We start from the raw sequence: 20,459 nt of genomic DNA, 5'->3' as shown, positions 1-20,459 counted from the left end.
GACGTGCCACGCTCCGCCACCCCGCACCCCGCCACAGCGGCCGCCGCCAAGGAGGTGCCTCGCGAGCCAGCCAGCCCGCATCGCTGAAAGCCACAACCCGACGCAGCAGCCGCCAACTACGGGTATCGCACGCCGGGCCACACTCCGCCAGCCCGCACCCCGGCCCAGCGACCATCGCCAAGCACACGCCCCGCCCACCAGCCAGCCCACACCTCGGCTCAGCGACCATCACCAAGCACACGCCCCGCCACCAGCCAGCCCGCCCCAAAGCCACACCCCGGCCGTCGCCAAGCAAAGGTCGGGCCAGCCGGCCCGGCCCAAACCCGCCGCACCAGCCTTTTTCCGTTGTCCCGTCCCGCTTCCCGGCCTTCCCGAGGCGGGGGCGGGAAACGCGGCACCCGGCCGGATGCGACACTGCCTCAGTGACTGACACTCCGCCGCTGCCGCCTGAGAACGTCTTCGACTGGCTTGAAGCCGAAGGCCAGCGGCGCGCGGAAGCCGGTCTGTCCCGTCGGATGAACCCGCGGCCGGCGCAGCACTCCACACTTGACCTCGCGGGCAATGACTGCCTCGGTCTCGCCCGCGACAAGCGCGTCGCCGGAGCCGCCGCCGCGGCCGCGTTGCGGTGGGGTGCCGGGGCTACCGGATCGCGCCTGCTCACCGGGTCCACCGAACTCCACTCGGAACTCGAACACGAGCTGGCCCGGTTCTGCGGAGCCCAGGCGGCGCTCGTCTTCTCCTCCGGTTTTACCGCCAACCTCGGCGCGGTGACGGCACTGTCCGGCTCCGAATCGGCGATCGTCACCGACAAGTACGTGCACACGTCGCTGGTCGAAGGCTGCCGGCTGTCCCGCGCGGACATCGCGGCCGTCGAGCACGCGACGCCGTCGGCGATCAAGCACGCGCTGGCCACCCGACGCAAACCGCGCGCGATTGTCGTCACCGATTCGGTGTTCTCCACCGACGGCGAACTCGCGCCGCTGGGCGAACTCGTCGAGATCTGCCGTGCGCACAGCGCTGCGCTGGTCGTCAACGACGCGCACGGTTTCGGTGTCCTCGGCGAAGGCGGCCGGGGTGCGGTGCATGCCGCCGGACTGTCGTCCGCGCCGGACGTCGTCACCACGCTCACGCTTTCCAACGCCTTGGGTGCTCAAGGCGGCGCCGTGGTCGGTCCGCGCCGCGTGATCCGGCATCTCGTCGACACGGCGCGCAGCTTTATCTTCGACACCGCGCTCGCTCCGGCCAGTGCCGCTGCCGCGTTGACGGCGTTGCAGGTGCTCAAGTCCGAGCCGGAACTGCCGGCAAAGGTCATCGAGAGCGCCGGGAACCTGGCGATGGGACTGAAGAACGCCGGTCTGCCGGTCGATCTCCCGGAGGCTGCCGTTGTCGCCGTGCGGACGCCGTCGCCGCAAGCGGCCGCCGCGTGGGCGGAAGCCTGCGCCGAGCAAGGGATCCAGGTCGGCTGCTTCCGGCCGCCCGCCGTGCCGGACGGCGTTTCCCGGCTGCGCCTCACCGCCCGCGCGGACCTGTCCGAGGCGGACGTCGACCGTGCGGTGAAGGTGATCGCCGCGACCGCACCCCGCGGTTAAGCCGGGCGGCGCATGGTGATGTGCGGGATTCCGTCCTCAAGAAATTCCTCGCCCTCAGCCACAAAACCGAACCGCGCGTAAAGCTTCTGCGCGTAGGTCTGCGCGTCCAGCACGAACGCAGCGGTCGCACCGTCCAGCGCCGCCGCCATCAGCTGCGCCGCCAACCCCTGGCCGCGCGCTGACTTCGCGGTCACCACCCGGCCGATCCGCCGGCCGCCGCCCGGCTCGGCCAGGACACGCAGGCACGCGAGAACCTCGGTGCCGGAAGCCAGCCACAGATGCTCGGTCTCCGGAAGCAGATCGAGCCCGTCGATGTCGGCGTACACGCAGTCTTGTTCCACCACGAACACGTCCGACCGCAGCCGGAGGATTTCGTACAGGTCGGCAGCGGCGAGGTCGGGCCCGGCGGCGCGGTGCAGAGTCGTCACGCCGCCTTGCTTAACACAGCTCAGCCGAACAACCGCGCCTGGGACTGGGCCGCGATGTCGTCGGAGAACCGCGAAACCCGCGTGTACACCCCGGGCTTGCCCGGTTTCCCGCAGCCGTCGCCGAAGGACACGATGCCGATCAGCGTGTCGCCTTCGACGAGCGGGCCGCCGGAGTCTCCCTGACAGGCGTCCTGGCCGCCCTGCGGGTAGCCGGCGCACACCATGCTCGCCGGGTCGTAGGTGTCGTAGGCCGTTTTGCACGTGGAGTCGCTGACCAGCGGCACCTGGGCGCTGCGCAGCACGTCCGACCGCTGCCCGCCTTCGGAAAGCCGTCCCCAGCCGAGCACGGTCGCCTGCGTGCCTTCCGCGTACAGCGACTGGTCGCTCTTGTCCGCGACCTTCGCCGCGCGGTAGGGCAGCCGTCCGCGCACGGTGAGGACCGCGATGTCGTCGCCCTTCGTCGGGTCGCTGTAGTCCGGGTTCACCCAGACCCGCGAGACGCCGAGTTCCACGCCGTCGCCGCCGCGCTTGTCCTGACGGCCCGCGACCACGCGGACCGACGACTGCGACAGGGCTTTCGCGCAGTGCGCGGCAGTCGCCACCGCTGACGGGCTCACGATCACCGCGCCGCAGAACTGTGAACCGCTCTGGTCGGTGAGGTACACCGCGTACGGGTGCTCGGCCAGCGAAGCTTCGCTGCCGCCGACGATCCGGGGCTGCGCGTGCGAACCCGGGTCGGACGGCGTCGACGCCCAGGCCGAGCCGACCGGGACCGCGATCGCGGCGGCGAGCAGCGAGCCCGCCGCGAGCAGGACCGGACGACGGAACTTCGCGGGCATGGGCTTTCCCTTCATCGGCACTACGACGGCACAGCCTGGACGCGCACGGGAACCAACCGACTCCGGCGCGTGCACACACGGCCGCGATTACCCTAAACGGGCCAAGCCCAAAACGGTGTCACTGGAACGGGTGGACTCTCTATACACCGAGCGCATTCGCTTAGCTGGAGACATGCGACGGAAAACAGCCGCGACGGCCGGCGCGCTGATGGTCTTTCTGCTGGCCGGATGTGCCACCAGCACCCCCGCGGCTCCCCCGCCGAGCCCGCTGAGCGCGCCGTCGGCGCCGTCCAGTCCGGCACTTCCGGCAACTCGGACAGCGACGAGCGCGCCCGCCGTCACCTGGCAGGTGGGTGCCCGTCCGCTGCCGCTGCGCCCGGACGGCTTCGGCCAGATCCTGCCGACTCCACCCGAACTGGTGAACCGCTCGCTGCCGACCCAGGACTTCCTTCCACCGCCGTCCAGCACGACGTACGCCGCGAAGATCGCCGACGTCCCCGACGCCGTGCTCAAGCGCAGCACCTGGCAGGCCGCCTGTCCGGTGCCGGTGGCCGACCTCCGCTACGTCACGCTTTCCTTCTGGGGCTTCGACCATCGCGCACACACCGGCGAGCTGCTGGTGAACAAGGACGCCGCTCCAGCGGTCGTCAAGGCGTTCAGCGAGCTGTACGCGCAGCAGTTCCCCATCGAAGAAATGCGCATCACCTCCCCCGCCGAACTCGACGTTCCGCCGACCGGCGACGGCAACGACACCAGCGCGTTCGTCTGCCGTCCGGTGCGCGGGCAGAAGAACTGGTCCGCGCACGCGTACGGGCTCGCGGTGGACGTCAATCCGTTCTGCAACCCCTACACCAAGGACGACCTCGTCCTCCCCGAGCTGGCCTCCGCTTACGTCGACCGCGCGAACGTGCGGCCGGGGATGGTCACCGCCGGCGGCCCGGTCGTGCGCGCGTTCGCCGGGGCGGGCTGGCAGTGGGGCGGGGCGTGGAAGTCGCCGGTCGACCGGATGCATTTCACCGCCAACGGCGAGTGATCCGGGAACACCCGGGCAGGCGTCCGGGGTTGACTAGGCTGGCAGCAAACCGCTTTCGGGAAGGACCGCCGTGCCGCACTACGACCTGGTGATCATCGGGACCGGATCGGGAAACTCGATCCTCGGGCCGGAGTTCGCCGACCTCCGGACGGCCATCGTGGAGAAGGGCGTGTTCGGCGGGACCTGCCTGAACGTCGGCTGCATCCCCACGAAGATGTTCGTCTACACCGCCGACGTCGCCGCGACGCCCGCGGGCAGCTCGCGCTTCGGCGTGGACGAGGAGCTCACCGCGGTGCGCTGGCCGGACGTCCGCGACCGGATCTTCGGCCGGATCGACCCGATCGCCGAGGGCGGCGCGGAGTACCGCGAGAACCACGAGGACAACCGCAACGTCGAGGTCTACCGCGGCGAAGGCCGGTTCACCGGCAGGAAGGAGCTGCGAGTCAGCTTCGCCGGCGGCCGTCCGGACGAGGTCGTCACCGCGGACCGGTTCGTGCTCGCCGCGGGCGGACGGCCGGTGATCCCGGACGTGCCGGGGCTGGCCGAAACCGGCTACTACACCTCCGACACGATCATGCGGCTCGACGCGCTGCCGGAGCGGATCGTCGTCCTCGGCGGCGGATACATCGCGGCCGAGTTCGCGCACGTCTTCGCCTCGTTCGGGGTCGCGGTCACGATGGTGAACCGTTCCGGCGCGCTGCTGCGGCAAGAGGACGCGGACATCAGCGCCCGGTTCACCGAGCTGGCTTCGCGACGATTCGACGTCCGGCTGGACCGGAAGACGGTTCGCGCGCGCAGCACGGACACCGGGGTCGCGCTGGATCTCGAAGGCCCGCAGGGAGCGGAGACCGTCGAGGCCGACCTGATCCTGGTCGCCACCGGCCGCAGGCCGAACTCCGATCTGCTCGACGTGGCCGCCACCGGCGTCGCCACCACCGAACGCGGGCACGTCGTGGTGGACGACTACCAGCAGACGTCCGTCGAAGGCATCTACGCGCTCGGGGACATCTCGTCGCCGCTGGAGCTGAAGCACGTCGCGAACCACGAAGCCCGTGTGGTGCAACACAATCTGGCGCACCCGGACGACCGCATCAAGGCCGACCACCGGTTCGTGCCGCACGCGGTGTTCACCTCGCCGCAGGTGGCGTCGGTCGGGCTGACCGAGGCGCAGGCGACCGGGCGCGGAGTGTCCTTCGTGGTCTCGAAGCAGGACTACGCGGGCATCGCCTACGGCTGGGCGATGGAGGACACCACCGGTTTCGCGAAGCTGCTGGCCGATCCGGCGACCGGGCAGCTGCTGGGCGCGCACATCATCGGCCCGCAGGCGTCGACGGTGATCCAGCCGCTGATCCAGGCGATGAGCTTCGGCCTCGACGCGCGGTCGATGGCGCGGGGGCAGTACTGGATCCACCCGGCGATGCCGGAACTGGTGGAGAACGCGCTGCTGAATCTGCCGCTGGACTGACCCCGGGACGCCGGGAGGTGATCGCCCGGGGCGGCGATTCCGGAATCAGGCAACAAGGATGTCGCGTTGCCAGGGTTCCCCGCGCAGGTGCGGGGACTGACCTGACCACCGGGGAGTCGTTGCGGCCGCGGAGGAAAGGGCCGCTCGCTGGACCGAGGTCACGGATCTTGAGCTGGCGTTGCTCGTGAGTGGCCTCACACGAAGCGGCGCCGCCCGGACAAGGCCCCGAACACCATCTGCGTCACCATGACCACGAGCAGCACGATCAACGACACCGTCCAGCTGCCCGTCGCGTCGTGCAGCAGGCCGAACACGAACGGTCCGACCGCTGCCAGCAGATATCCGAAGCCCTGGGCCATCCCGGACAGCCGCGCCGTTTCCGCGCCGGTCCGGGCTCGCAGCGCGATGACCGTCAGGGCCAGCGAGAACACGCTCATCCCGATGCCGAGCAGGATGCTCCACAGCAGCGGCGAGAACCCGGGCGCGACGACGAGGCCCAGCATGCCTGCCGCGCCGAACACGCCCATGCCCACGATCCACGGGCTCTGGCTCTTCTGCCGCGCCGCGATCGGCGGGATCACCAGGCTGATCGGCACCGCGATCACCGAGATCAGGCCGAGCAGCAGACCGGCGTCGGCCTTGCTGACGCCCGCGTCGATGAACACCTGCGGCAGCCAGCCCATCACGACGTAGGCGATGAACGACTGCAGGCCGAAGAAGATCGTGACGATCCACGCCAGCGGGCTGCGCATCAGCGACCGGGCGGGAGCGGAGCCCGCGGCCGGCCGCGGCGTACGGCCCGTGCCGCGCGAAGCGATCAGCCATGCCACCAAAGCGATCGCCGACAACACGCCCCAGGAGCCGAGCGCGGCACGCCAGCCGCCGAAAGCCGATTCCAGCGGCGGGCTCAGCGCGGAACCCGCCGCGCCGCCGCCCTGCAACGCCGCGGTGTAGACGCCGGTCATGAGCCCGACGCGAGCCGGGAACGAATCCTTGATGACCACCGGGATCAGCACGTTGACCAGCGCGATTCCCGCGGTGGCGACGAGCGTGCCGCCGAGCACGACGTACGGTCCGTCGAGCACCCGCACCACCAGGCCCGCGGTCAGCACCGCCAGCGCCAGGCCGATCGCCGGGCCGATGCCGAAGCGGCGCGACAGCACCGGCGCGGCCAGGCCGGCACCGGCGAAGCAAAGGCCGGGCAGGGTCGTGAGGATGCTCGCCCACACCGCGGACGCGCCGAGACTGCCGCGCATTTCCGCGAGCAGCGGGCCGACGCTCGTGATCGCCGGCCGCAGGTTCATCGCCGTCAGCACCACCGCGACCGCCAGCAGCACGCCGCCCGCCACCACGCCCGGACGGCGACCGGCGGGCACCTCCTCTTCGAGGCTGCCTTCCAGCTCCAGCTCAAGCCGGTCGGAATAGGTGGCGGTGGACACGGTTCGAGAGTCTCGGGAGTCGGCGGACATGTGCGCTACTCTTTCATACGTAGGATGATTGGATGAAGGGATCAGGCTGTGCCGTTGGCCACCACCCGCCGAGCCGGACTCGTCGACCAAGTCATCGATCAGCTGCGCGAGGCGGTCACCGCCGGGGAATGGCCGATCGGGCACCGGATCCCGACCGAGCCGGAGCTGTCCGCGCAGCTGGGCGTCGGGCGCAACACGGTTCGCGAGGCCGTGCGCGCGCTGGCGCACACCGGGATCTTGGAGGTCCGCCAGGGTGACGGCACATACGTGCGCGCGACGAGCGAGGTGTCCGGCGCGATCCGCCGCCTGTGCGGGACGGAACTGCGCGAGGTGCTGCACGTCCGGCGGCTGCTGGAGGTCGAGGGCGCTCGGCTGGCCGCGACCGCGCGCACCGAGGAGGACCTGGCCGAGCTGCGCGTCCTGCTCAACCGCCGCGACACCGACTGGGACGAGGGCCGCCTCGACGATTTCGCCCGCAGCGACGCGGAATTCCACCAGGTCGTGGTCCGGTGCGGGCACAACGGGCTGCTGCTGGAGCTGTACCGCGGCCTGATGGAGGCGATCACCGCGAGCGTGGCGTCCACTTCGGACAATCCGGAGCACGCGGAGATGATCCGGCACCGGGAGCTGGTGGACGCGATCGAGACACGGGACGCGGGACGGGCGGCCGACGAGGCGGCGGGGTTCCTGGACGAGCTGATCGCGCGGGCGCAAGGCTGGTGAGTGTTGATCCCGGTGAGAACCGGGATCAACACTCACCACGAGCCCTACGGAAGCGTCAGGATTTCCGCGCCGTCAGCCGTCACCACGAGGGTGTGCTCGAACTGCGCCGTCCACTTCTTGTCCTTCGTGGTGACCGTCCAGTCGTCGGCCCACAAGTCGTAGTCGATGGTGCCGAGCGTGATCATCGGCTCGATGGTGAAGGTCATGCCCTCTTCGATCAGCGTCTGCACCGAGGGCTCCTCGTAGTGCAGCACTGTCGGCGCGGTGTGGAACGCCGGGCCGACGCCGTGGCCGGTGAAGTCGCGGACCACGCCGTAGCCGAACCGCTTCGCGTACGCCTCGATGACGCGGCCGATCACGTTGAGCTGCCGACCCGGGCGGACCGCCTTGATCGCGCGCGCGGTCGCCTCGCGGGTGCGCTCGACCAGGAGCCGCACCTCTTCGGAGACGTCGCCGGCCAGGAACGTCGCGTTGGTGTCGCCGTGCACGCCGCCGATGAAGGCCGTCACGTCGATGTTGCAGATGTCGCCGTCCTCGATCACGGTCGAGTCCGGGATGCCGTGGCAGATCACCTCGTTCAGCGAGGTGCAGCACGACTTCGGGTAGCCGCGGTAGCCGAGCGTGGACGGGTACGCGCGGTGGTCGAGCAGGAACTCGTGCACGACCTTGTCGATGTCGTCGGTCGTCGCGCCTGGTTTGACCGCCTTGCCGCCCTCTTCGAGCGCCTGTGCGGCGATCTTCGACGCGACCCGCATCGCCTCGATGACCTCGGGCGTGCGCACTCCGTTGCCGGTGTCCCGTTTCGGCGCCGGCCGGTCCACGTACTCGGGGCGGACGATGTCGGCGGGGACGGCACGGCGCGGCGTCTGGACGCCGGGCTTCAACGGGGCGCGAACGGACATGTCCCCAGCCTACGACCTCGCCCGGCCGCGGCGCAGCCAGCTCAGAACAGCACCGTCGCGTACTGCCCGACCTGCTGGAAGCCGATCCGCCGGTACGCCGCCAGCGCGGGCGCGTTGAACCCGTTCACGTACAGGCTTGCGGTCCGGCCGAGGCCGTGGACCAGGCGGTTCACCACCGCCGCGGTGCCCGCGGTGCCGAGCCCGCCGCCGCGCCGGTCCGGATGCACCCACACGCCCTGGATCTGGCCGACCCGCGCGGACATCGCGCCGATCTCGGCCTTGAACACGACCTCGCCGTCCTCGAACCGGGCGAACGCGCGTCCGGTGGAGATCAGCTCGCTGACCCGGGCGCGGTAGCTGGCTCCGCCGTCGCCCGCGCGCGGGTCGACGCCGACCTCCTCGACGAACATCGCCACCGCCGCGGGCAGGTAGCGGTCCAATTCGTGCGGCCGGACGGTGCGGACCTGCGAATCGGCAGGCACCAGCGGGTCGCCTTCGAGGGCCATCAGGGGCTGGTCGCCGCGCACCTCGCGGGCTGGTCCCCATTCCGGGGACAGCTCGTCCCAGAGCCCGAGCACCTGCGGCGCGGGCCCGACGAGCGAGGAACAGGTGCGCTGGCGGCGCAGGGCCCGGTCGGCGAAGGACCGCAGCGCCGAAGCGTTGCCGCGCAACGGGATCAGGTTAGGCCCGGCGAAGCACAACCCGGTCAGCCGTCCGGCGCGCACCGGACGGGAATCAGCCGCCCACAGCTCGCCACCAAGACGCCACGGGTCGAGACCGGCCGCCTCGACCCGGGCGCTGACCATGCAGCTGCCCACCGGGTCGGCGGCGAGTGCAGCGCGCACCGCCGGATAGTCCCGATCATCGAGCAGCCGTGCACCTGCAAGCCGCAACACGGGGTCCAGAGTGCCAGATGAACCGGGTGAACGGAACGCGAGCCGGCCGACACGCTGAGATGAACGGCCCTCGCACCCGAACGGCGGCGCCCCGGCGGGCTCCGCCGCCGACAACGCCCGGCTCCAGGGGGAGGCGCCTCCGGAGCCTCCCCCTGGAGTCCGTGAGGGTTCCCCTCACGGACGGCTGGAACGGCCGCCGGGCATCAGTGCTGCCGCGGAACCAGGTGCAGCAGCCGCGAAGCGTGCGGTGCCAGCGTCGCGGTGAAACTGTCCCGGCTCACTCCCAGGTTCCGGTGCGTCCACAGGTCCCGCACCGCTGCCGGGCCGCGCAGCCCCAGGTCCGGCCAGGAAGCGGTCACCGGGGCCTCTGTCGAGCCCAGGTTGAACAGCGCGACCGTCACCCCGCCGCGACCGTCGGGGCTGAACCACACCTGCTGCTGGGTCGCCTGCGAAACCGGACGCGCCGGCCGTCCTGCCTGGTCGACGGCCAGCACCTCGCGGTTGGTGAGCAGTTTCAGATCGGCCGGGTCAAGCTTGGTCAGGTCGGTGCCGAGCAGCAGCGGCGAGGCTTCGATCGCCCACAGCGTCATGACGCTCTGCCGCTCGTCCGGGGTGATGCCGTTCGCGTCACCGTTGCCGATCTCGATGGAGTCCAGGTCGTTCCAGTGGCCCGGGCCCGCGTAGCGCGTCCACTTGGGAGCGTCGGCGAAGCGCAGTTTGACCCGGACGTCCCAGTTCGTGAGGCCAACACAGTGCGAGTAGCACTCGATGTCGCCTTCGATCCGCCAGCCGTTGCTGTAACGCTGCCAGGTCGCGGCCTCGGCGATGCTGAGCGAGTTCGACAGTTCCCAGTGGATCGCACGGCCGCTGGCCCGGATCGCCGCGTGCCACTGCCGGAGGTCCTCGCGGTTGTCCGCGGGGATCTTTCCGCCGCCAGGTCCGACGAAGTCCATCTTGATGTAGTCGACGCCCCACGACGCCAGCAGCCGAGCCTGCGAACGGACATACGCGGCCGCGCCGGGCTTGCCGAAGTCGAGTTTCGCGGATTTGTCGTCCGCGGTGTTGCCCGCGCCCGCCATGACGATGTCGTGCACCCGGTACGGCGTGCCCTCGACCGGCGAATCGGCCGCGACCGCTTGCGCCGGAACGCCGGGCACCAGGTAGATGCCGAATTCGAGGCCGCGCTGGTGCAGGTACCGGGCCAGCGACGCGATGCCGTCCGGGAACTTCTTCGGGTCCGGCGCGACCCGGCCGAACTCGTCGACGTGGTCGTTCCAGCCCGCGTCGATGTTGAGATAGCGGTAGCCGTACGCGGCGAGCCGGTCGTGCATGACGTCGGCCTGCGCCTTGAGCGTTTCCTCGGTGAACTTCCGGCGCAGCGCGCTCCAGCTGCTCCAGCCCATCGGCGGCGTTCTCGCCACCGGCGTCCAGGACTCGATCGAGTGACTGTCCGCGGCTGCGGTTCCCGCCAGCGCTCCGGCCAGCACCGCCATCGCCGCGGCCAGCACACCGATCCGACTTCGCTTCATCGCGACCACCTCTCCCGGGGATCGCTTCGTTGTACGCGCGCCGAACCTGAGTCAGCAATGATTCATCGGATCACTGATCGCTAACCGGGACAGCACCCGCCGACCAGATCAACCCTGTTCACCACCGTGAATGCCAGGAATATCCCAGGAAGACCTCTCGACACGACCGCAAATAGATCCTATCTTTCTTGCGGCGCGCCCCAGCGTCGTTCACTGGCGAACACGGAGGTCCCGGATGAAGTTCAGACCAGCGCGCACCCTCGGGCTCGCGGTAGCGGCGCTGACCGCGACCGCGCTGCTGCCCGCCGGTGCGGCCGCGGCGTGGCCGGGCAGCCAGGACGTGTACGTCTCGCCGTGGGGCAACGATTCCGGGTCCGGCGCCATCTGGTCTCCGGTGCGCACGCTGCCGCGCGCCCAGCAGCTGGTCCGGCGACGCGCACCGCACCTGAACTCCGACCTGACCGTGCACGTCGCCTCCGGTACTTACCGGCTCGACAAACCGCTCGAACTCGACGCGGCCGATTCACCCGCGGACGGCCACCGGGTCGTCTGGCAGGGCTCGCCGGGCACCGTGGTCAGCGGCGGCAAGCAGGTCACCGGCTGGCATCCGGTCGCCGGACGCCCTGGTCTCTACTCCGCTCCCGCGCCCGCCGGGCTGGAGAACACTCGCCAGCTGTACGTCGACGGCGTCCGCGCGCAGCGAGCGTCCGGACGGCTTCCAGTGACGGTGAAGGCGACCGGCACCGGGTACACCGCGTCCGCGGACACCATGGCGCACTGGCGAAACCCGAGTGACCTCGAACTGGTGTACACCAGCGGCGAGGAACTGTGGAACGTCGAGCGCAATGGCCTCGGCCAGTGGACCGAGCCGCGCTGCCCGATCGCCTCGGCGCGGGGCACGACGATCACCATGGCGCAGCCGTGCTGGGACAACTCGACCCGGCGCGTGATGTTCGCCGACATCCCCGGCCGTTCGGTCAACATGGTCGGCCCGGGCGATCTCACCAACGGACGGCAGCCGTCCTACGCGGAGAACGCGTTCGAGCTGCTGGACACTCCCGGCGAGTGGTATCTCGACCGGTCCGCGCACACCGTGTACTACCTGCCGCGCAAGGGCGAAAACCTGCACTGGGCCGATGTCGAGATGCCCGCGCTGGAGAAGCTCGTGGACGGCCGCGGCACCGCCGAAGCGCCGATCCACGACATCTCGTTCCGCGGCATCCAGTTCTCCTACGCGACCTGGCTCGAACCGTCGTCGCCGGAAGGCTTCTCCGAAATCCAGGCCGGCTACCGGATCACCGGCGAACGCGGCTGGGCCACGCAGGGTCTGTGCCAGTTCACCCCCGGCGGCACCTGCCCGTACGCGGACTGGACGAAGGAACCCGGCAATGTCTCGATGTCGCACGGGCACCGGATCGAGTTCCGGGACACCGTGTTCGCACACCTCGGCGCGGCCGGGCTCGACCTCGGCGAAGGCGCGCAGGACAGCAGCGTGTCCGACAGCGTGTTCACCGACATCTCCGGCAACGGCGTCGAGATCGGCGGGGTCAGCAAGCCCGCCGCGGCTGGCGCGGACCTGACCGCGCGGGTCAAGGTGACCAACAACCACCTGTACGGCATGCCGCGCGAATTCACCGGCGGAGTGCCGATCGTCAACGGGTATTCGCAGGACAATGTCGTGTCGCACAACCAGATCGACCACGTCGCGTACTCCGGCATCTCGATGGGCTGGGGCGGCTGGCCGGACAAGATCAAGCAGGCCGCGACGCCGAACGTCTCGCGCGGCAACGTGGTGTCGGACAACCTGATCCACGACTACATGCTTTCCCTCGACGACGGCGGCGGCATCTACACCCAGGGCATCACCGGCCCGTCGCAGGCGGAGGGCGAGAAGGTGACCGGGAACGTCATCTACGACCAGTGGGGCCTCGGCAAGTCGGTCTACACCGACAACGGCTGCACCTACGAAACCGTTTCCGGCAACGTGCTTTACCACGCGGCGTACGCCAACGTCGCCTCCACGCACGTGGACTACCGCGATTCGCTCGGCAACAACGACCCGACCGTCATCTCCGGAAACTACTGGGAGCAGGGCGATCCGGACGGCACCAAGAAGGGTGTCATCACCTCGGGCAACCACCTGCTGAACAACCCGGCGGCCGCACCCAAGTCCATTGTGGACAACGCGGGGATCGAACCGGGCCACCGCTGGGTGCTGAACCGCCGGACCGACGGCGCGTCCGCTCCGCAGGCTCCGACGCGGATCGGCACCTTCTCGGTGTCCGGCCGGCTGTACGCGACCTGGAACCCCACTGTCGCGGAAAACGGCGCGCCGGTGCAGGACTACGTGCTGACCGCTTCGGACGGCAAGCACAGTGTCACCAGTTCGGTGTCTGCCAAGGACTTCGCGCAGACCGGATACACGGTGATCCCGAAGCTGACGGACGGCCGGACGTACACGGTCACGGTCGCCGCGCGCAATCGGCATGGGGTTGGCCTGCCGTCGCTGCCGTCCGCGCCGGTCACCGTCGCGCAACCGGGGACCCAGCTCGCTGCCGTCCCGACCGGGGCGAAGGCGCTGCCGAGCACCGACGCGGCGAGCATCCGCTGGACGCCGCCGAAGGAAACCGGGTCGACCCCGGTGATCGGCTACCGGATCACCGTGTCCGACGGCCGCACCATCGAGATCACCGGACGAGACACGATCGTCAGCCAGCCCACGCAGAAGGGCCTGACCCGCGTCGTGGACGGGCTGAAGTCCGGCACCGCGTACACGTTCACCATCGCCGCCGTCACCGGAAACGGCGCCGGCCCCGCGGTGACGGTGCACGCCACCACCGCGTAACCCGGTGGTCGGCGCGTACCGGACCGCCCTGCCGGTGCGCGCCGATCACCCTATCCGGAAGGCCCTTCGATACGCCCCCGGCGTCGTCCCCACCTGCGCCCGGAACCGGCGCCGCAGGTTCACCGCGGACACCAAGCCGACCCGCGCCGCGATCGCGTCCACCGGCAGATCGGTCTCCTCCAGCAGCCTCCGCGCCTNTCCGCGCCTCGGCCACCCGTCTCGACAACAGCCACGCACCCGGGCTCGTCCCGAACTGATCGGCGAACCGGCGCGCCAGCGTCCGCGGCGAAATCCGCAAGCGGGCAGCCAAATCCTCCACCGACAGCGGCGTGCCCAACCGCTCCCCCGCCCAGTCGAGCAGCCCGTCCAAGGACGCGTACGCGGACGCCTGCCGCGGCACGTACTGCACCTGGCCGCCTTCGCGATGCGCCGGCATCACCATGTGCCGCGAGATGAGCGCCGCGTGCGCCGCCCCGTGATCGCGCCGGACCAGGTGCAGGCACAGGTCGATGCCCGCTCCCGCACCCGCGCTGGTGGCGACGTCGCCGTGGTCCACGTATAGCACGTCCGGTTCCACCCGGACTTCCGGGAAATCCCGCCGCAACTGTTCGAGCCGCGCCCAGTGCGTCGTCGCGGTTCTTCCGGTCAGCAGCCCGGTTTGGGCCAGCGCGAAGGAGCCCGAGCAGATCGTGACCAGCCGCGCGCCTCGCTCGTGCGCGCGGAGCAACGCCCGGCGCACCTTCGGCGAGAGCGGCGTTTCGACGGGCGTCCAGCCGGGGATCAGCACCGTGTCCGCCTTCGAGAGCGCCGAAAGCCCGCTGGAGACGTGGATCTCGTATCCGGCCGTGGTCGGCACCGGCCCGGGGTTTTCCGTGCACACCTCGAATTCGTAGTGCTGCGGCACCCCGCCCCGGGTCGTGCCGAACACCTCCGCGCCGCAGCCGAGTTCGAACGTCGACTGCACCGGCTGGACGAGAGCCACCACGCGATGCATGGCAAGAAAGTACCCGATGACGTCTTTTCTGACACTGTCCTGCCGGTGCCGGGGAAGCCAAGCTGGGACCCATGCACTCGGAAATCCTCGCTCAGCCGGGCTACATCTCGGTCCCGGTCGGCGAAGCCCCGGTGAAGGACCTGTTCCCCGGCATCCGCCTCCGTCCGCTGTGGAAGGGCGAAAACGGCGCGCACGCCAACGTGGTCGAGTTCGATCCCGGCAGCACGTGGCCCGAACGCGACGTGCACGAGCCCGGTCCCGAAGAGGTCTTCGTCGTGTCCGGGACTTTCAACGACGGTGCCCGCGACTATCCGGCAGGCACGTTCATTCATGCCCCGGCGGGGTCGTGGCATGTTCCGGCGACGGAGAGCGGCTGCACGTTGTTCGTGTTCTATCCCGAGGGGTAGTCGTGAGCGGCAATCCCGGTTCTCACCGGGATAACCACTCCCGAGTCCCCTCAGCGCCGCGGTAACTCCCGATAGTCCAAGCGTTCCCCTCGGGGTCGCGGACAGTGAACGTGTGCGAGCCGTAGTCGGTGTCGTGCAGCTCCATGCTGATTTCGGCACCGGCTTCGCGCACACGGGCGTGAATCTCGTCCACCCGGTCCGAGACCACGTACACCGCGCTGGCCCCGGGTTTCATCTCGTCGTGCACGCCGTCTGCTGGGCCGCCGCAACTGCCCAGCATCACCGCGCCGCCTTCGGGCCAGCGGAGTTCGGCGTGCGCGACACCGTTTTCCCCGGGCACCACGAGGGTTTCTTCGAAGCCGAGAACGTCGGCGAGGAAACGGATCGCGCCGCGGGCGTCGTTGTAGCGGAAAGCGGGCCAGACCGCTGGTTGTGGCGTCATGCTCCCGATTCTGCGGCAGCGGTCTTCGTTTCGTCTTGGAGAAACGGGAGCTCCTCCGCCATCCAAGTCCGCGGCGAACACCCCGCCAGCGCGCGCCATTCGTTCGAGAAGTGCGCCTGGTCGTAATACCCTGCGGCATAAGCGATCCCGGCCAGATCGCGATGCCCGGTACGCAGCAACCGCACCGCCCGCTCGAACCGCAGCACGCGTGCCGCCTGTTTCGGGGCCAATCCCAGCTCCGCGCGGAACCGCTCCCCCAGATGCCGGCGGCTCCAGCCGACCTCGTTCGCCAGTTCGCCGACCCGCACCAGCCCGCCGCTGCGCCGCAACTCGTGCCACGCGCGGTCCAGCTCCGGCGGCTGTTCGGCGCGCTCGACCGCACGCGCGGCCAGCACCTCGTCGAGGATCGCGAACCGGGCGCGCCAATCGCCGGCCGAGGCCAGCCGGTCCGGCAGGCGGGCGAGGTCGCCGCCGAAGTCGGCGAGGTCGGTCACCCGGCCGGTCAGCTCCGCGGCGGTGACGCCGAGCAGCGTCCGCGCCCCCAGCGGATCCAGCTCCAGCTGCACCCCGCGCTGCACCCGGCCCTGCGTGATCAGCGCGGGTGCGGTGTGCAGGCCGCCGACCACGCTCTGCAGCGCTCCCGCCCCGGCCAGCCCGGCGTACCGGATCGGCTCTTCGAGGCTGATGGCCAGCGTGATGTGCCGCGAGGGCAGCCCGCGGTGCACTGCGAAGCCGACGTTTTCCTGCGCGTAGCCGATGTAGCGCGTGACCAGGCCCCGCAGCACCGGATGCGGCGGCCGGGCGGCCCAGCTGTGACTCACGCGACCAGGCTAACCCCGCCCCGGGCGAATTCTGCTACCACGGGAGAGCGGTCCCCACGATGAGGAGAAGCCCGATGACGATCCAGGAACAGGCCCAGCAGCTCGAACTGCTCGCCGACCAGGTGCCGACCGGAATCGCCCTCGCCACCAAGGGCGAACTGGAAGATCTGCAGGCCCAGGTGCTCGGCTTGCTCGGCGAAACCGGCTCCGCGACGACGATCCAGGGGTCGGTGCAGATCGCGATCCGGCAGATCGACGAGGTCGCGGCCTCGCTGGAGAACGTCCGGATCCAGATCCGCGAGGCCGCCCAGCATCACCTGCGCGGCTGACGTGGCCGGGCTGCTGGCCGCGCACGCCGGCGAGTTCGCGGAGGTCGCGCTGACCAACGTCGTGCGCGAGTATCCGCATTACGAGAGCCACTGGCGCATCGACGACACTCCCGTACCGGCGATCCGCGAGCTGCATCCGTGCTTCTACGGCAGCTTCGACTGGCATTCGTGCGTGGAAATGTTCTGGGTGCTGGTGCACCTGCTGCGCCGATACCCGGCGCTCGTCCCCGCCGACGAGATCCGCGCCCTGCTGAACGCGCACCTGACCGAGCCTGCGCTGGCCGCCGAAGCCGCGTACTTCGCGCCGGAGCGGCACCGCACGACCCAGCGTCCGTATGGCTGGTCGATCCTGGTGGCGGTGACGTTCGAGACCGCCACCTGGGACGATCCGGACGCCGCGCGCTGGTCTGCCGCACTGCAACCGTTGAGCAGGCTTTTCGTGACCCGCTTCCGCGACTGGCTGCCGAAGGTCACGTACCCGATTCGGTACGGGCTGCACGAAAACGGCGCTTTCGGACTCTCTCGCGCGCTTCCCCACGCTCGTTACCTCGCCTCCCGCGGCGAGCCGCAGTTGCTGCGGGCCCTCACCGAAACGGCCTGGCGCTGGTTCGGCTCAGACCGCGGCTACCCCGGTGCCTGGGAACCGTCCGGAGCCGATTTCCTCAGCCCGGCCCTGGCCGAAGCCGAGCTGATGAGCCAGCTGGTGCCCGATTTCGGCGCCTGGCTGGAGGCTTTCCTGCCCGGAATCGCCGACCGGAACCCGGCGGCGCTGTTCACCCCGGCGGTGGTGACCGATGCTTCCGACGGGTTGATCGCTCACTTGCACGGGCTCAACCTCCACCGCGCGTGGTGCTGGCAGCGGATCGCGGCGGCGTTGCCGGAGGGGGACGACCGGGTCGCGGCGATCGACGCGGCTTCGCGCGAGCATGCGCAGGCCGCGCTGCCGCAGGTTACGGGGGGTCCGTATGCGGTGGAGCATTTCCTGGCTTACTACGCACTGCTTCTGCTGAGCGACGCCGAAGCGGGGAAGGCCTGATCTGTGTCGGATCCGTGGTTATCCATCGAAGTGCTCGACGGAGAAGTCCCGGCGAGCGATTGGCGGCGCACCTACTCCGACGCATTGCGCAAAGCCGCGATCACCGACCGCGCTGTGCGATGGTCCTGGCGGACGCACGAACGCGGCGTCGTCTTCGAGATCGCCTTCACAACCGAGGCGATCCGCGACGAATTCTGCGACCAGCCGTCAGTCCGGACGGCGCTCGGCGCTGTGCCGGATCCGCGCCACGGGATCACCATCGCCTCCGGCAGTTAGCTTTCCGGCAACGGCTCCCGATGCTCCGCCCGCAATCCGTCCAGGGAAACCAGCAGCAGCCGGTTCCACATGTGCGGCCGGCACGCGTCGGTGAACTGCGCCGCATACCCCAGCGAAATCAGCAGCAGCACCAAATCATCCGTCGTAACCCCGGGTCTCAGCAGCTGCGCCGCACGGGCCCGCAGCTCCTCCAGAACCGCGCGGAGCTGCGGGATCCCGGTCGGATCGGGGTCGGTCCAGGTCAGCGCGAAGCTCTCCATGAGCGCGCGGTGCCGGGCGCAACCGGACAACGCCTGCCGATAGAAGTCCGTCAGCGCCGCCCACGGGTCCTCCGCCTCGACCGCCGCCTGGCGCGCGGACTCGGCCCACCGGGAGAAGTCCTGGTCCAGGACCGTCCGGACGAGGTCTTCCTTCTTCGGGAAATGCCGGTACAGCGTCCCCATGCCGACCCCGCCGCGCCGGGCGATCTCGCGGACGTCGACCGCGGCTCCCTGTTCCGCCATCACCTCGGCGGCGGCTTCGACGATTGCCTCCCGGTTGCGGATCGCGTCCGCGCGCGGGGCGCGACGGCGGGTGGGGGTGTGCGGTTCAGCCACGGCCATGCGCCGAGCATACTCGCTTACCCGGAGCACATGCTCCGTCTAGTGTGCTACTTTGCGGAGCAAGTGCTCCGCCTAGCGAAGGAGAGGTCGTGCCCACCCTCGACGACTGGAATGTCCGGATCCTCGCCGAATTCCGGGAGAACGCCGGATACGTCGCCTGGAGCAGTCCGGAGGAATTCGCGGCGGGCCGGCCCGTTCCGCCGTACCTGCCGGGATTTCCGGAGCGGGGGATGCCGCTGATTCTCGTGCACCACGTCGGGGCGAAAACCGGGAAGGCGCGGATCAGCCCGCTGTTCTACCGGCCGGTCGGCGACAGCTGGGCGGTCTTCGGCACGCACGGCGGCAGTCCGCGCGATCCCGCGTGGTACCGCAATCTCATGGCGAATCCGCGGACCGTCGTCGAAGCCGGCGCGGAAGAGATCCCGGTCGAAGCACGGCTGACCGCCGGGAAGGAACGCGCCGAGATCTGGGCGGGCCAGATCGCGCAGGTCCCGAAATTCGCCGAGTTCGAAGCCGCATCCGGGAGGCAGGTCCCGGTCGTCCTGCTGGAACGCCGCTGAAACGAAGGGGCTCCCCGACCGAAGCCGAGGAGCCCCTTCGCGGAGAGAGAACTCAGCCGACGGTGACGCTCGGCGCGCCCTCGCCGATCGACTCGCCGGATTCCTCGGCGATGCGCATGGCCTCTTCGATCAGGGTCTCCACGATCGCGTGCTCCGGCACGGTCTTGATGACCTCGCCCTTCACGAAGATCTGGCCCTTGCCGTTGCCGGACGCGACACCCAGATCGGCCTCGCGCGCCTCGCCCGGGCCGTTCACTACGCAGCCCATCACCGCGACGCGCAGCGGGATCTCCATCCCCTCCAGCCCGGCGGTGACCTGGTCAGCCAGCGTGTACACGTCGACCTGCGCACGCCCGCACGACGGACACGAGACGATCTCCAGCTTCCGGGGCCGCAGGTTCAGCGACTGCAGGATCTGGGTGCCGACCTTGACCTCCTCCACCGGCGGCGCGGACAGCGACACCCGGACGGTGTCGCCGATGCCCTGGCGCAGCAACGCGCCGAACGCGACGGCGGACTTGATCGTGCCCTGGAACGCGGGCCCGGCCTCGGTGACCCCGAGGTGCAGCGGATAGTCGCACTGCTCGGCCAGAATCTCGTACGCCCGCACCATCACCACCGGGTCGTTGTGCTTGACCGAGATCTTGATGTCGTGGAAGTCGTGCTCGGCGAACAGCGACGCCTCCCACATCGCCGACTCGGCGAGCGCCTCCGGAGTGGCCTTGCCGTACTTCTCCAGCAGCCGCTTGTCCAGCGACCCGGCGTTGACGCCGATCCGGATCGGCGTGCCGCGGTCCTTCGCGGCCTGCGCGATCTCCTTGACCTGGTCGTCGAACTTGCGGATGTTGCCCGGGTTCACCCGCACCGCGGCGCAGCCCGCCTCGATCGCGGCGAACACGTACTTGGGCTGGAAGTGGATGTCGGCGATCACCGGGATCTGCGACTTCTTCGCGATCGCGGGCAGCGCCTCGGCGTCGTCGGCCGACGGGCACGCCACCCGCACGATGTCGCAGCCCGCCGCGGTCAGCTCGGCGATCTGCTGCAGGGTGGCGTTGACATCGGAAGTCAGCGTCGTGGTCATCGACTGCACCGAGATCGGGTGGTCGCTGCCGACTCCCACCGACCCCACCATCAGCTGGCGGGTCTTGCGACGCTCGGAGAGAACGGGCGGGGGCAGAGCGGGCATACCTAACGCGACGGTCACGCTTCCAGCGTACCCACCCCACCCGGGCGCGTTTCAACGAAGTCAGCCGACGCGGTGAGCAGCGTTACCC

General features: G+C 70.0%; 20 protein-coding genes and 1 pseudogene. 10 read left to right on the top strand and 11 right to left on the bottom strand.

What is annotated here, in order from left to right:
• The first annotated feature begins 422 nt into the window (after window positions 1-422).
• Entirely contained in the window at window positions 423-1,589 is a 1,167-nt protein-coding gene (locus A4R44_RS36170; RefSeq protein WP_067591079.1) for an 8-amino-7-oxononanoate synthase, read from the top strand.
• On the opposite strand, the gene A4R44_RS36165 is transcribed toward A4R44_RS36170, so the two are convergent.
• Together A4R44_RS36165 and A4R44_RS36160 are read right to left on the bottom strand one after the other, a co-directional pair.
• On the bottom strand, window positions 1,586-2,017 hold the full coding sequence (locus A4R44_RS36165) for a GNAT family N-acetyltransferase (RefSeq protein ID WP_067591076.1): 432 nt from the start codon (window positions 2,015-2,017) through the stop codon (window positions 1,586-1,588). The genes A4R44_RS36170 and A4R44_RS36165 overlap by 4 nt on opposite strands.
• A gap of 20 nt (window positions 2,018-2,037) precedes the next feature.
• On the bottom strand, window positions 2,038-2,856 hold the full coding sequence (locus A4R44_RS36160) for a serine protease (RefSeq protein ID WP_067591073.1): 819 nt from the start codon (window positions 2,854-2,856) through the stop codon (window positions 2,038-2,040).
• A gap of 172 nt (window positions 2,857-3,028) precedes the next feature.
• Between A4R44_RS36160 and A4R44_RS36155 the strand changes: the two genes are divergently transcribed.
• Window positions 3,029-3,889 carry a M15 family metallopeptidase gene (locus tag A4R44_RS36155; RefSeq protein WP_093576950.1) on the top strand — a complete coding sequence of 287 codons (861 nt, stop codon included), beginning with the start codon at window positions 3,029-3,031 and terminating at the stop codon, window positions 3,887-3,889.
• A gap of 70 nt (window positions 3,890-3,959) precedes the next feature.
• Entirely contained in the window at window positions 3,960-5,354 is a 1,395-nt protein-coding gene (locus A4R44_RS36150) for a mycothione reductase (RefSeq protein WP_067591070.1), read from the top strand.
• Between the two features lie 194 nt (window positions 5,355-5,548).
• Here the strand turns inward: A4R44_RS36150 and A4R44_RS36145 are convergent, their stop codons facing one another.
• Window positions 5,549-6,823: an MFS transporter gene (locus A4R44_RS36145; RefSeq protein ID WP_067591068.1), complete on the bottom strand. Its 1,275-nt coding sequence runs from the start codon at window positions 6,821-6,823 to the stop codon at window positions 5,549-5,551.
• A 48-nt stretch (window positions 6,824-6,871) separates the two neighbouring features.
• Here A4R44_RS36145 and A4R44_RS36140 point away from each other — a divergent pair, with 48 nt between their 5' ends.
• Window positions 6,872-7,546 carry a FadR/GntR family transcriptional regulator gene (locus tag A4R44_RS36140; protein ID WP_067591065.1) on the top strand — a complete coding sequence of 225 codons (675 nt, stop codon included), beginning with the start codon at window positions 6,872-6,874 and terminating at the stop codon, window positions 7,544-7,546.
• 44 nt (window positions 7,547-7,590) lie between these two features.
• Here A4R44_RS36140 and map read toward each other — a convergent pair whose 3' ends face one another.
• From map to A4R44_RS36125, 3 genes are all read right to left on the bottom strand, one after another.
• Complete coding sequence (map, locus tag A4R44_RS36135; protein WP_067591062.1) at window positions 7,591-8,448, bottom strand: type I methionyl aminopeptidase; 858 nt, start codon at window positions 8,446-8,448, stop codon at window positions 7,591-7,593.
• A 41-nt stretch (window positions 8,449-8,489) separates the two neighbouring features.
• Window positions 8,490-9,344 carry a GNAT family N-acetyltransferase gene (locus tag A4R44_RS36130; RefSeq protein ID WP_067591059.1) on the bottom strand — a complete coding sequence of 285 codons (855 nt, stop codon included), beginning with the start codon at window positions 9,342-9,344 and terminating at the stop codon, window positions 8,490-8,492.
• A 203-nt stretch (window positions 9,345-9,547) separates the two neighbouring features.
• Complete coding sequence (locus tag A4R44_RS36125; RefSeq protein WP_202506276.1) at window positions 9,548-10,873, bottom strand: glycoside hydrolase family 27 protein; 1,326 nt, start codon at window positions 10,871-10,873, stop codon at window positions 9,548-9,550.
• Window positions 10,874-11,108: 235 nt separating this feature from the next.
• Between A4R44_RS36125 and A4R44_RS36120 the strand changes: the two genes are divergently transcribed.
• A complete protein-coding gene (locus A4R44_RS36120; protein ID WP_067591053.1) occupies window positions 11,109-13,718 on the top strand; it encodes a fibronectin type III domain-containing protein in 2,610 nt (869 codons plus the stop codon).
• A gap of 45 nt (window positions 13,719-13,763) precedes the next feature.
• Here the strand turns inward: A4R44_RS36120 and A4R44_RS51935 are convergent.
• Window positions 13,764-14,712, bottom strand: a pseudogene (locus A4R44_RS51935) (GlxA family transcriptional regulator).
• A gap of 71 nt (window positions 14,713-14,783) precedes the next feature.
• Between A4R44_RS51935 and A4R44_RS36110 the strand changes: the two are divergent.
• Window positions 14,784-15,119 (top strand): cupin domain-containing protein, encoded by a 336-nt coding sequence (locus A4R44_RS36110; protein ID WP_067591050.1) that lies wholly within the window; start codon window positions 14,784-14,786, stop codon window positions 15,117-15,119.
• Between the two features lie 22 nt (window positions 15,120-15,141).
• Here the strand turns inward: A4R44_RS36110 and A4R44_RS36105 are convergent, their stop codons facing one another.
• Complete coding sequence (locus A4R44_RS36105; protein WP_067591047.1) at window positions 15,142-15,561, bottom strand: VOC family protein; 420 nt, start codon at window positions 15,559-15,561, stop codon at window positions 15,142-15,144.
• The gene (locus A4R44_RS36100; RefSeq protein ID WP_067591044.1) at window positions 15,558-16,382 is read right to left on the bottom strand and encodes an AraC family transcriptional regulator; all 825 of its coding nucleotides are present in this window, start codon (window positions 16,380-16,382) and stop codon (window positions 15,558-15,560) included. The genes A4R44_RS36105 and A4R44_RS36100 overlap by 4 nt, the downstream gene beginning before the upstream one ends.
• Before the next feature lie 74 nt (window positions 16,383-16,456).
• Here A4R44_RS36100 and A4R44_RS36095 point away from each other — a divergent pair, with 74 nt between their 5' ends.
• The 3 genes from A4R44_RS36095 to A4R44_RS36085 are packed head-to-tail and all read left to right on the top strand — an operon-like array spanning window position 16,457 to window position 18,023.
• Window positions 16,457-16,711, top strand: coding sequence for a hypothetical protein (locus A4R44_RS36095; protein ID WP_067591041.1), 255 nt, complete (start codon window positions 16,457-16,459; stop codon window positions 16,709-16,711).
• Between the two features lies 1 nt (window position 16,712).
• A complete protein-coding gene (locus A4R44_RS36090; RefSeq protein WP_067591038.1) occupies window positions 16,713-17,747 on the top strand; it encodes a DUF2891 domain-containing protein in 1,035 nt (344 codons plus the stop codon).
• Between the two features lie 3 nt (window positions 17,748-17,750).
• Window positions 17,751-18,023 (top strand): hypothetical protein, encoded by a 273-nt coding sequence (locus A4R44_RS36085; protein ID WP_067591035.1) that lies wholly within the window; start codon window positions 17,751-17,753, stop codon window positions 18,021-18,023.
• On the opposite strand, the gene A4R44_RS36080 is transcribed toward A4R44_RS36085, so the two are convergent.
• A complete protein-coding gene (locus A4R44_RS36080; RefSeq protein ID WP_067591032.1) occupies window positions 18,020-18,625 on the bottom strand; it encodes a TetR/AcrR family transcriptional regulator in 606 nt (201 codons plus the stop codon). The two genes, A4R44_RS36085 and A4R44_RS36080, sit on opposite strands and share 4 nt — an antisense overlap.
• An 89-nt stretch (window positions 18,626-18,714) precedes the next feature.
• Here A4R44_RS36080 and A4R44_RS36075 point away from each other — a divergent pair, with 89 nt between their 5' ends.
• On the top strand, window positions 18,715-19,185 hold the full coding sequence (locus tag A4R44_RS36075) for a nitroreductase/quinone reductase family protein (protein ID WP_067591029.1): 471 nt from the start codon (window positions 18,715-18,717) through the stop codon (window positions 19,183-19,185).
• 52 nt (window positions 19,186-19,237) lie between these two features.
• Here A4R44_RS36075 and ispG read toward each other — a convergent pair whose 3' ends face one another.
• Window positions 19,238-20,389, bottom strand: a complete 1,152-nt coding sequence (ispG, locus tag A4R44_RS36070) for a flavodoxin-dependent (E)-4-hydroxy-3-methylbut-2-enyl-diphosphate synthase (protein ID WP_067591026.1) — start codon at window positions 20,387-20,389, stop codon at window positions 19,238-19,240.
• Window positions 20,390-20,459 lie beyond the last annotated feature (70 nt).

Source organism: Amycolatopsis sp. M39 (genome assembly GCF_001651785.1).
GTDB lineage: Bacteria > Actinomycetota > Actinomycetes > Mycobacteriales > Pseudonocardiaceae > Amycolatopsis > Amycolatopsis rubida.
This window is presented reverse-complemented; position numbering and strand designations above follow the sequence as displayed.

Excerpts from the sequence above, each read along its gene's own strand:
- A4R44_RS36160 (WP_067591073.1), bottom strand. The coding sequence starts at position 2,856 with ATGCCCGCGAAGTTCCGTCGTCCGGTCCTGCTCGCGGCGGGCTCGCTG.
- A4R44_RS36125 (WP_202506276.1), bottom strand. The coding sequence starts at position 10,873 with ATGAAGCGAAGTCGGATCGGTGTGCTGGCCGCGGCGATGGCGGTGCTG.
- A4R44_RS36120 (WP_067591053.1), top strand. The coding sequence starts at position 11,109 with ATGAAGTTCAGACCAGCGCGCACCCTCGGGCTCGCGGTAGCGGCGCTG.
- A4R44_RS36105 (WP_067591047.1), bottom strand. The coding sequence starts at position 15,561 with ATGACGCCACAACCAGCGGTCTGGCCCGCTTTCCGCTACAACGACGCC.
- A4R44_RS36110 (WP_067591050.1), top strand. The coding sequence starts at position 14,784 with ATGCACTCGGAAATCCTCGCTCAGCCGGGCTACATCTCGGTCCCGGTC.
- map (WP_067591062.1), bottom strand. The coding sequence starts at position 8,448 with ATGTCCGTTCGCGCCCCGTTGAAGCCCGGCGTCCAGACGCCGCGCCGT.
- A4R44_RS36095 (WP_067591041.1), top strand. The coding sequence starts at position 16,457 with ATGACGATCCAGGAACAGGCCCAGCAGCTCGAACTGCTCGCCGACCAG.
- A4R44_RS36080 (WP_067591032.1), bottom strand. The coding sequence starts at position 18,625 with ATGGCCGTGGCTGAACCGCACACCCCCACCCGCCGTCGCGCCCCGCGC.
- A4R44_RS36145 (WP_067591068.1), bottom strand. The coding sequence starts at position 6,823 with ATGTCCGCCGACTCCCGAGACTCTCGAACCGTGTCCACCGCCACCTAT.
- A4R44_RS36155 (WP_093576950.1), top strand. The coding sequence starts at position 3,029 with ATGCGACGGAAAACAGCCGCGACGGCCGGCGCGCTGATGGTCTTTCTG.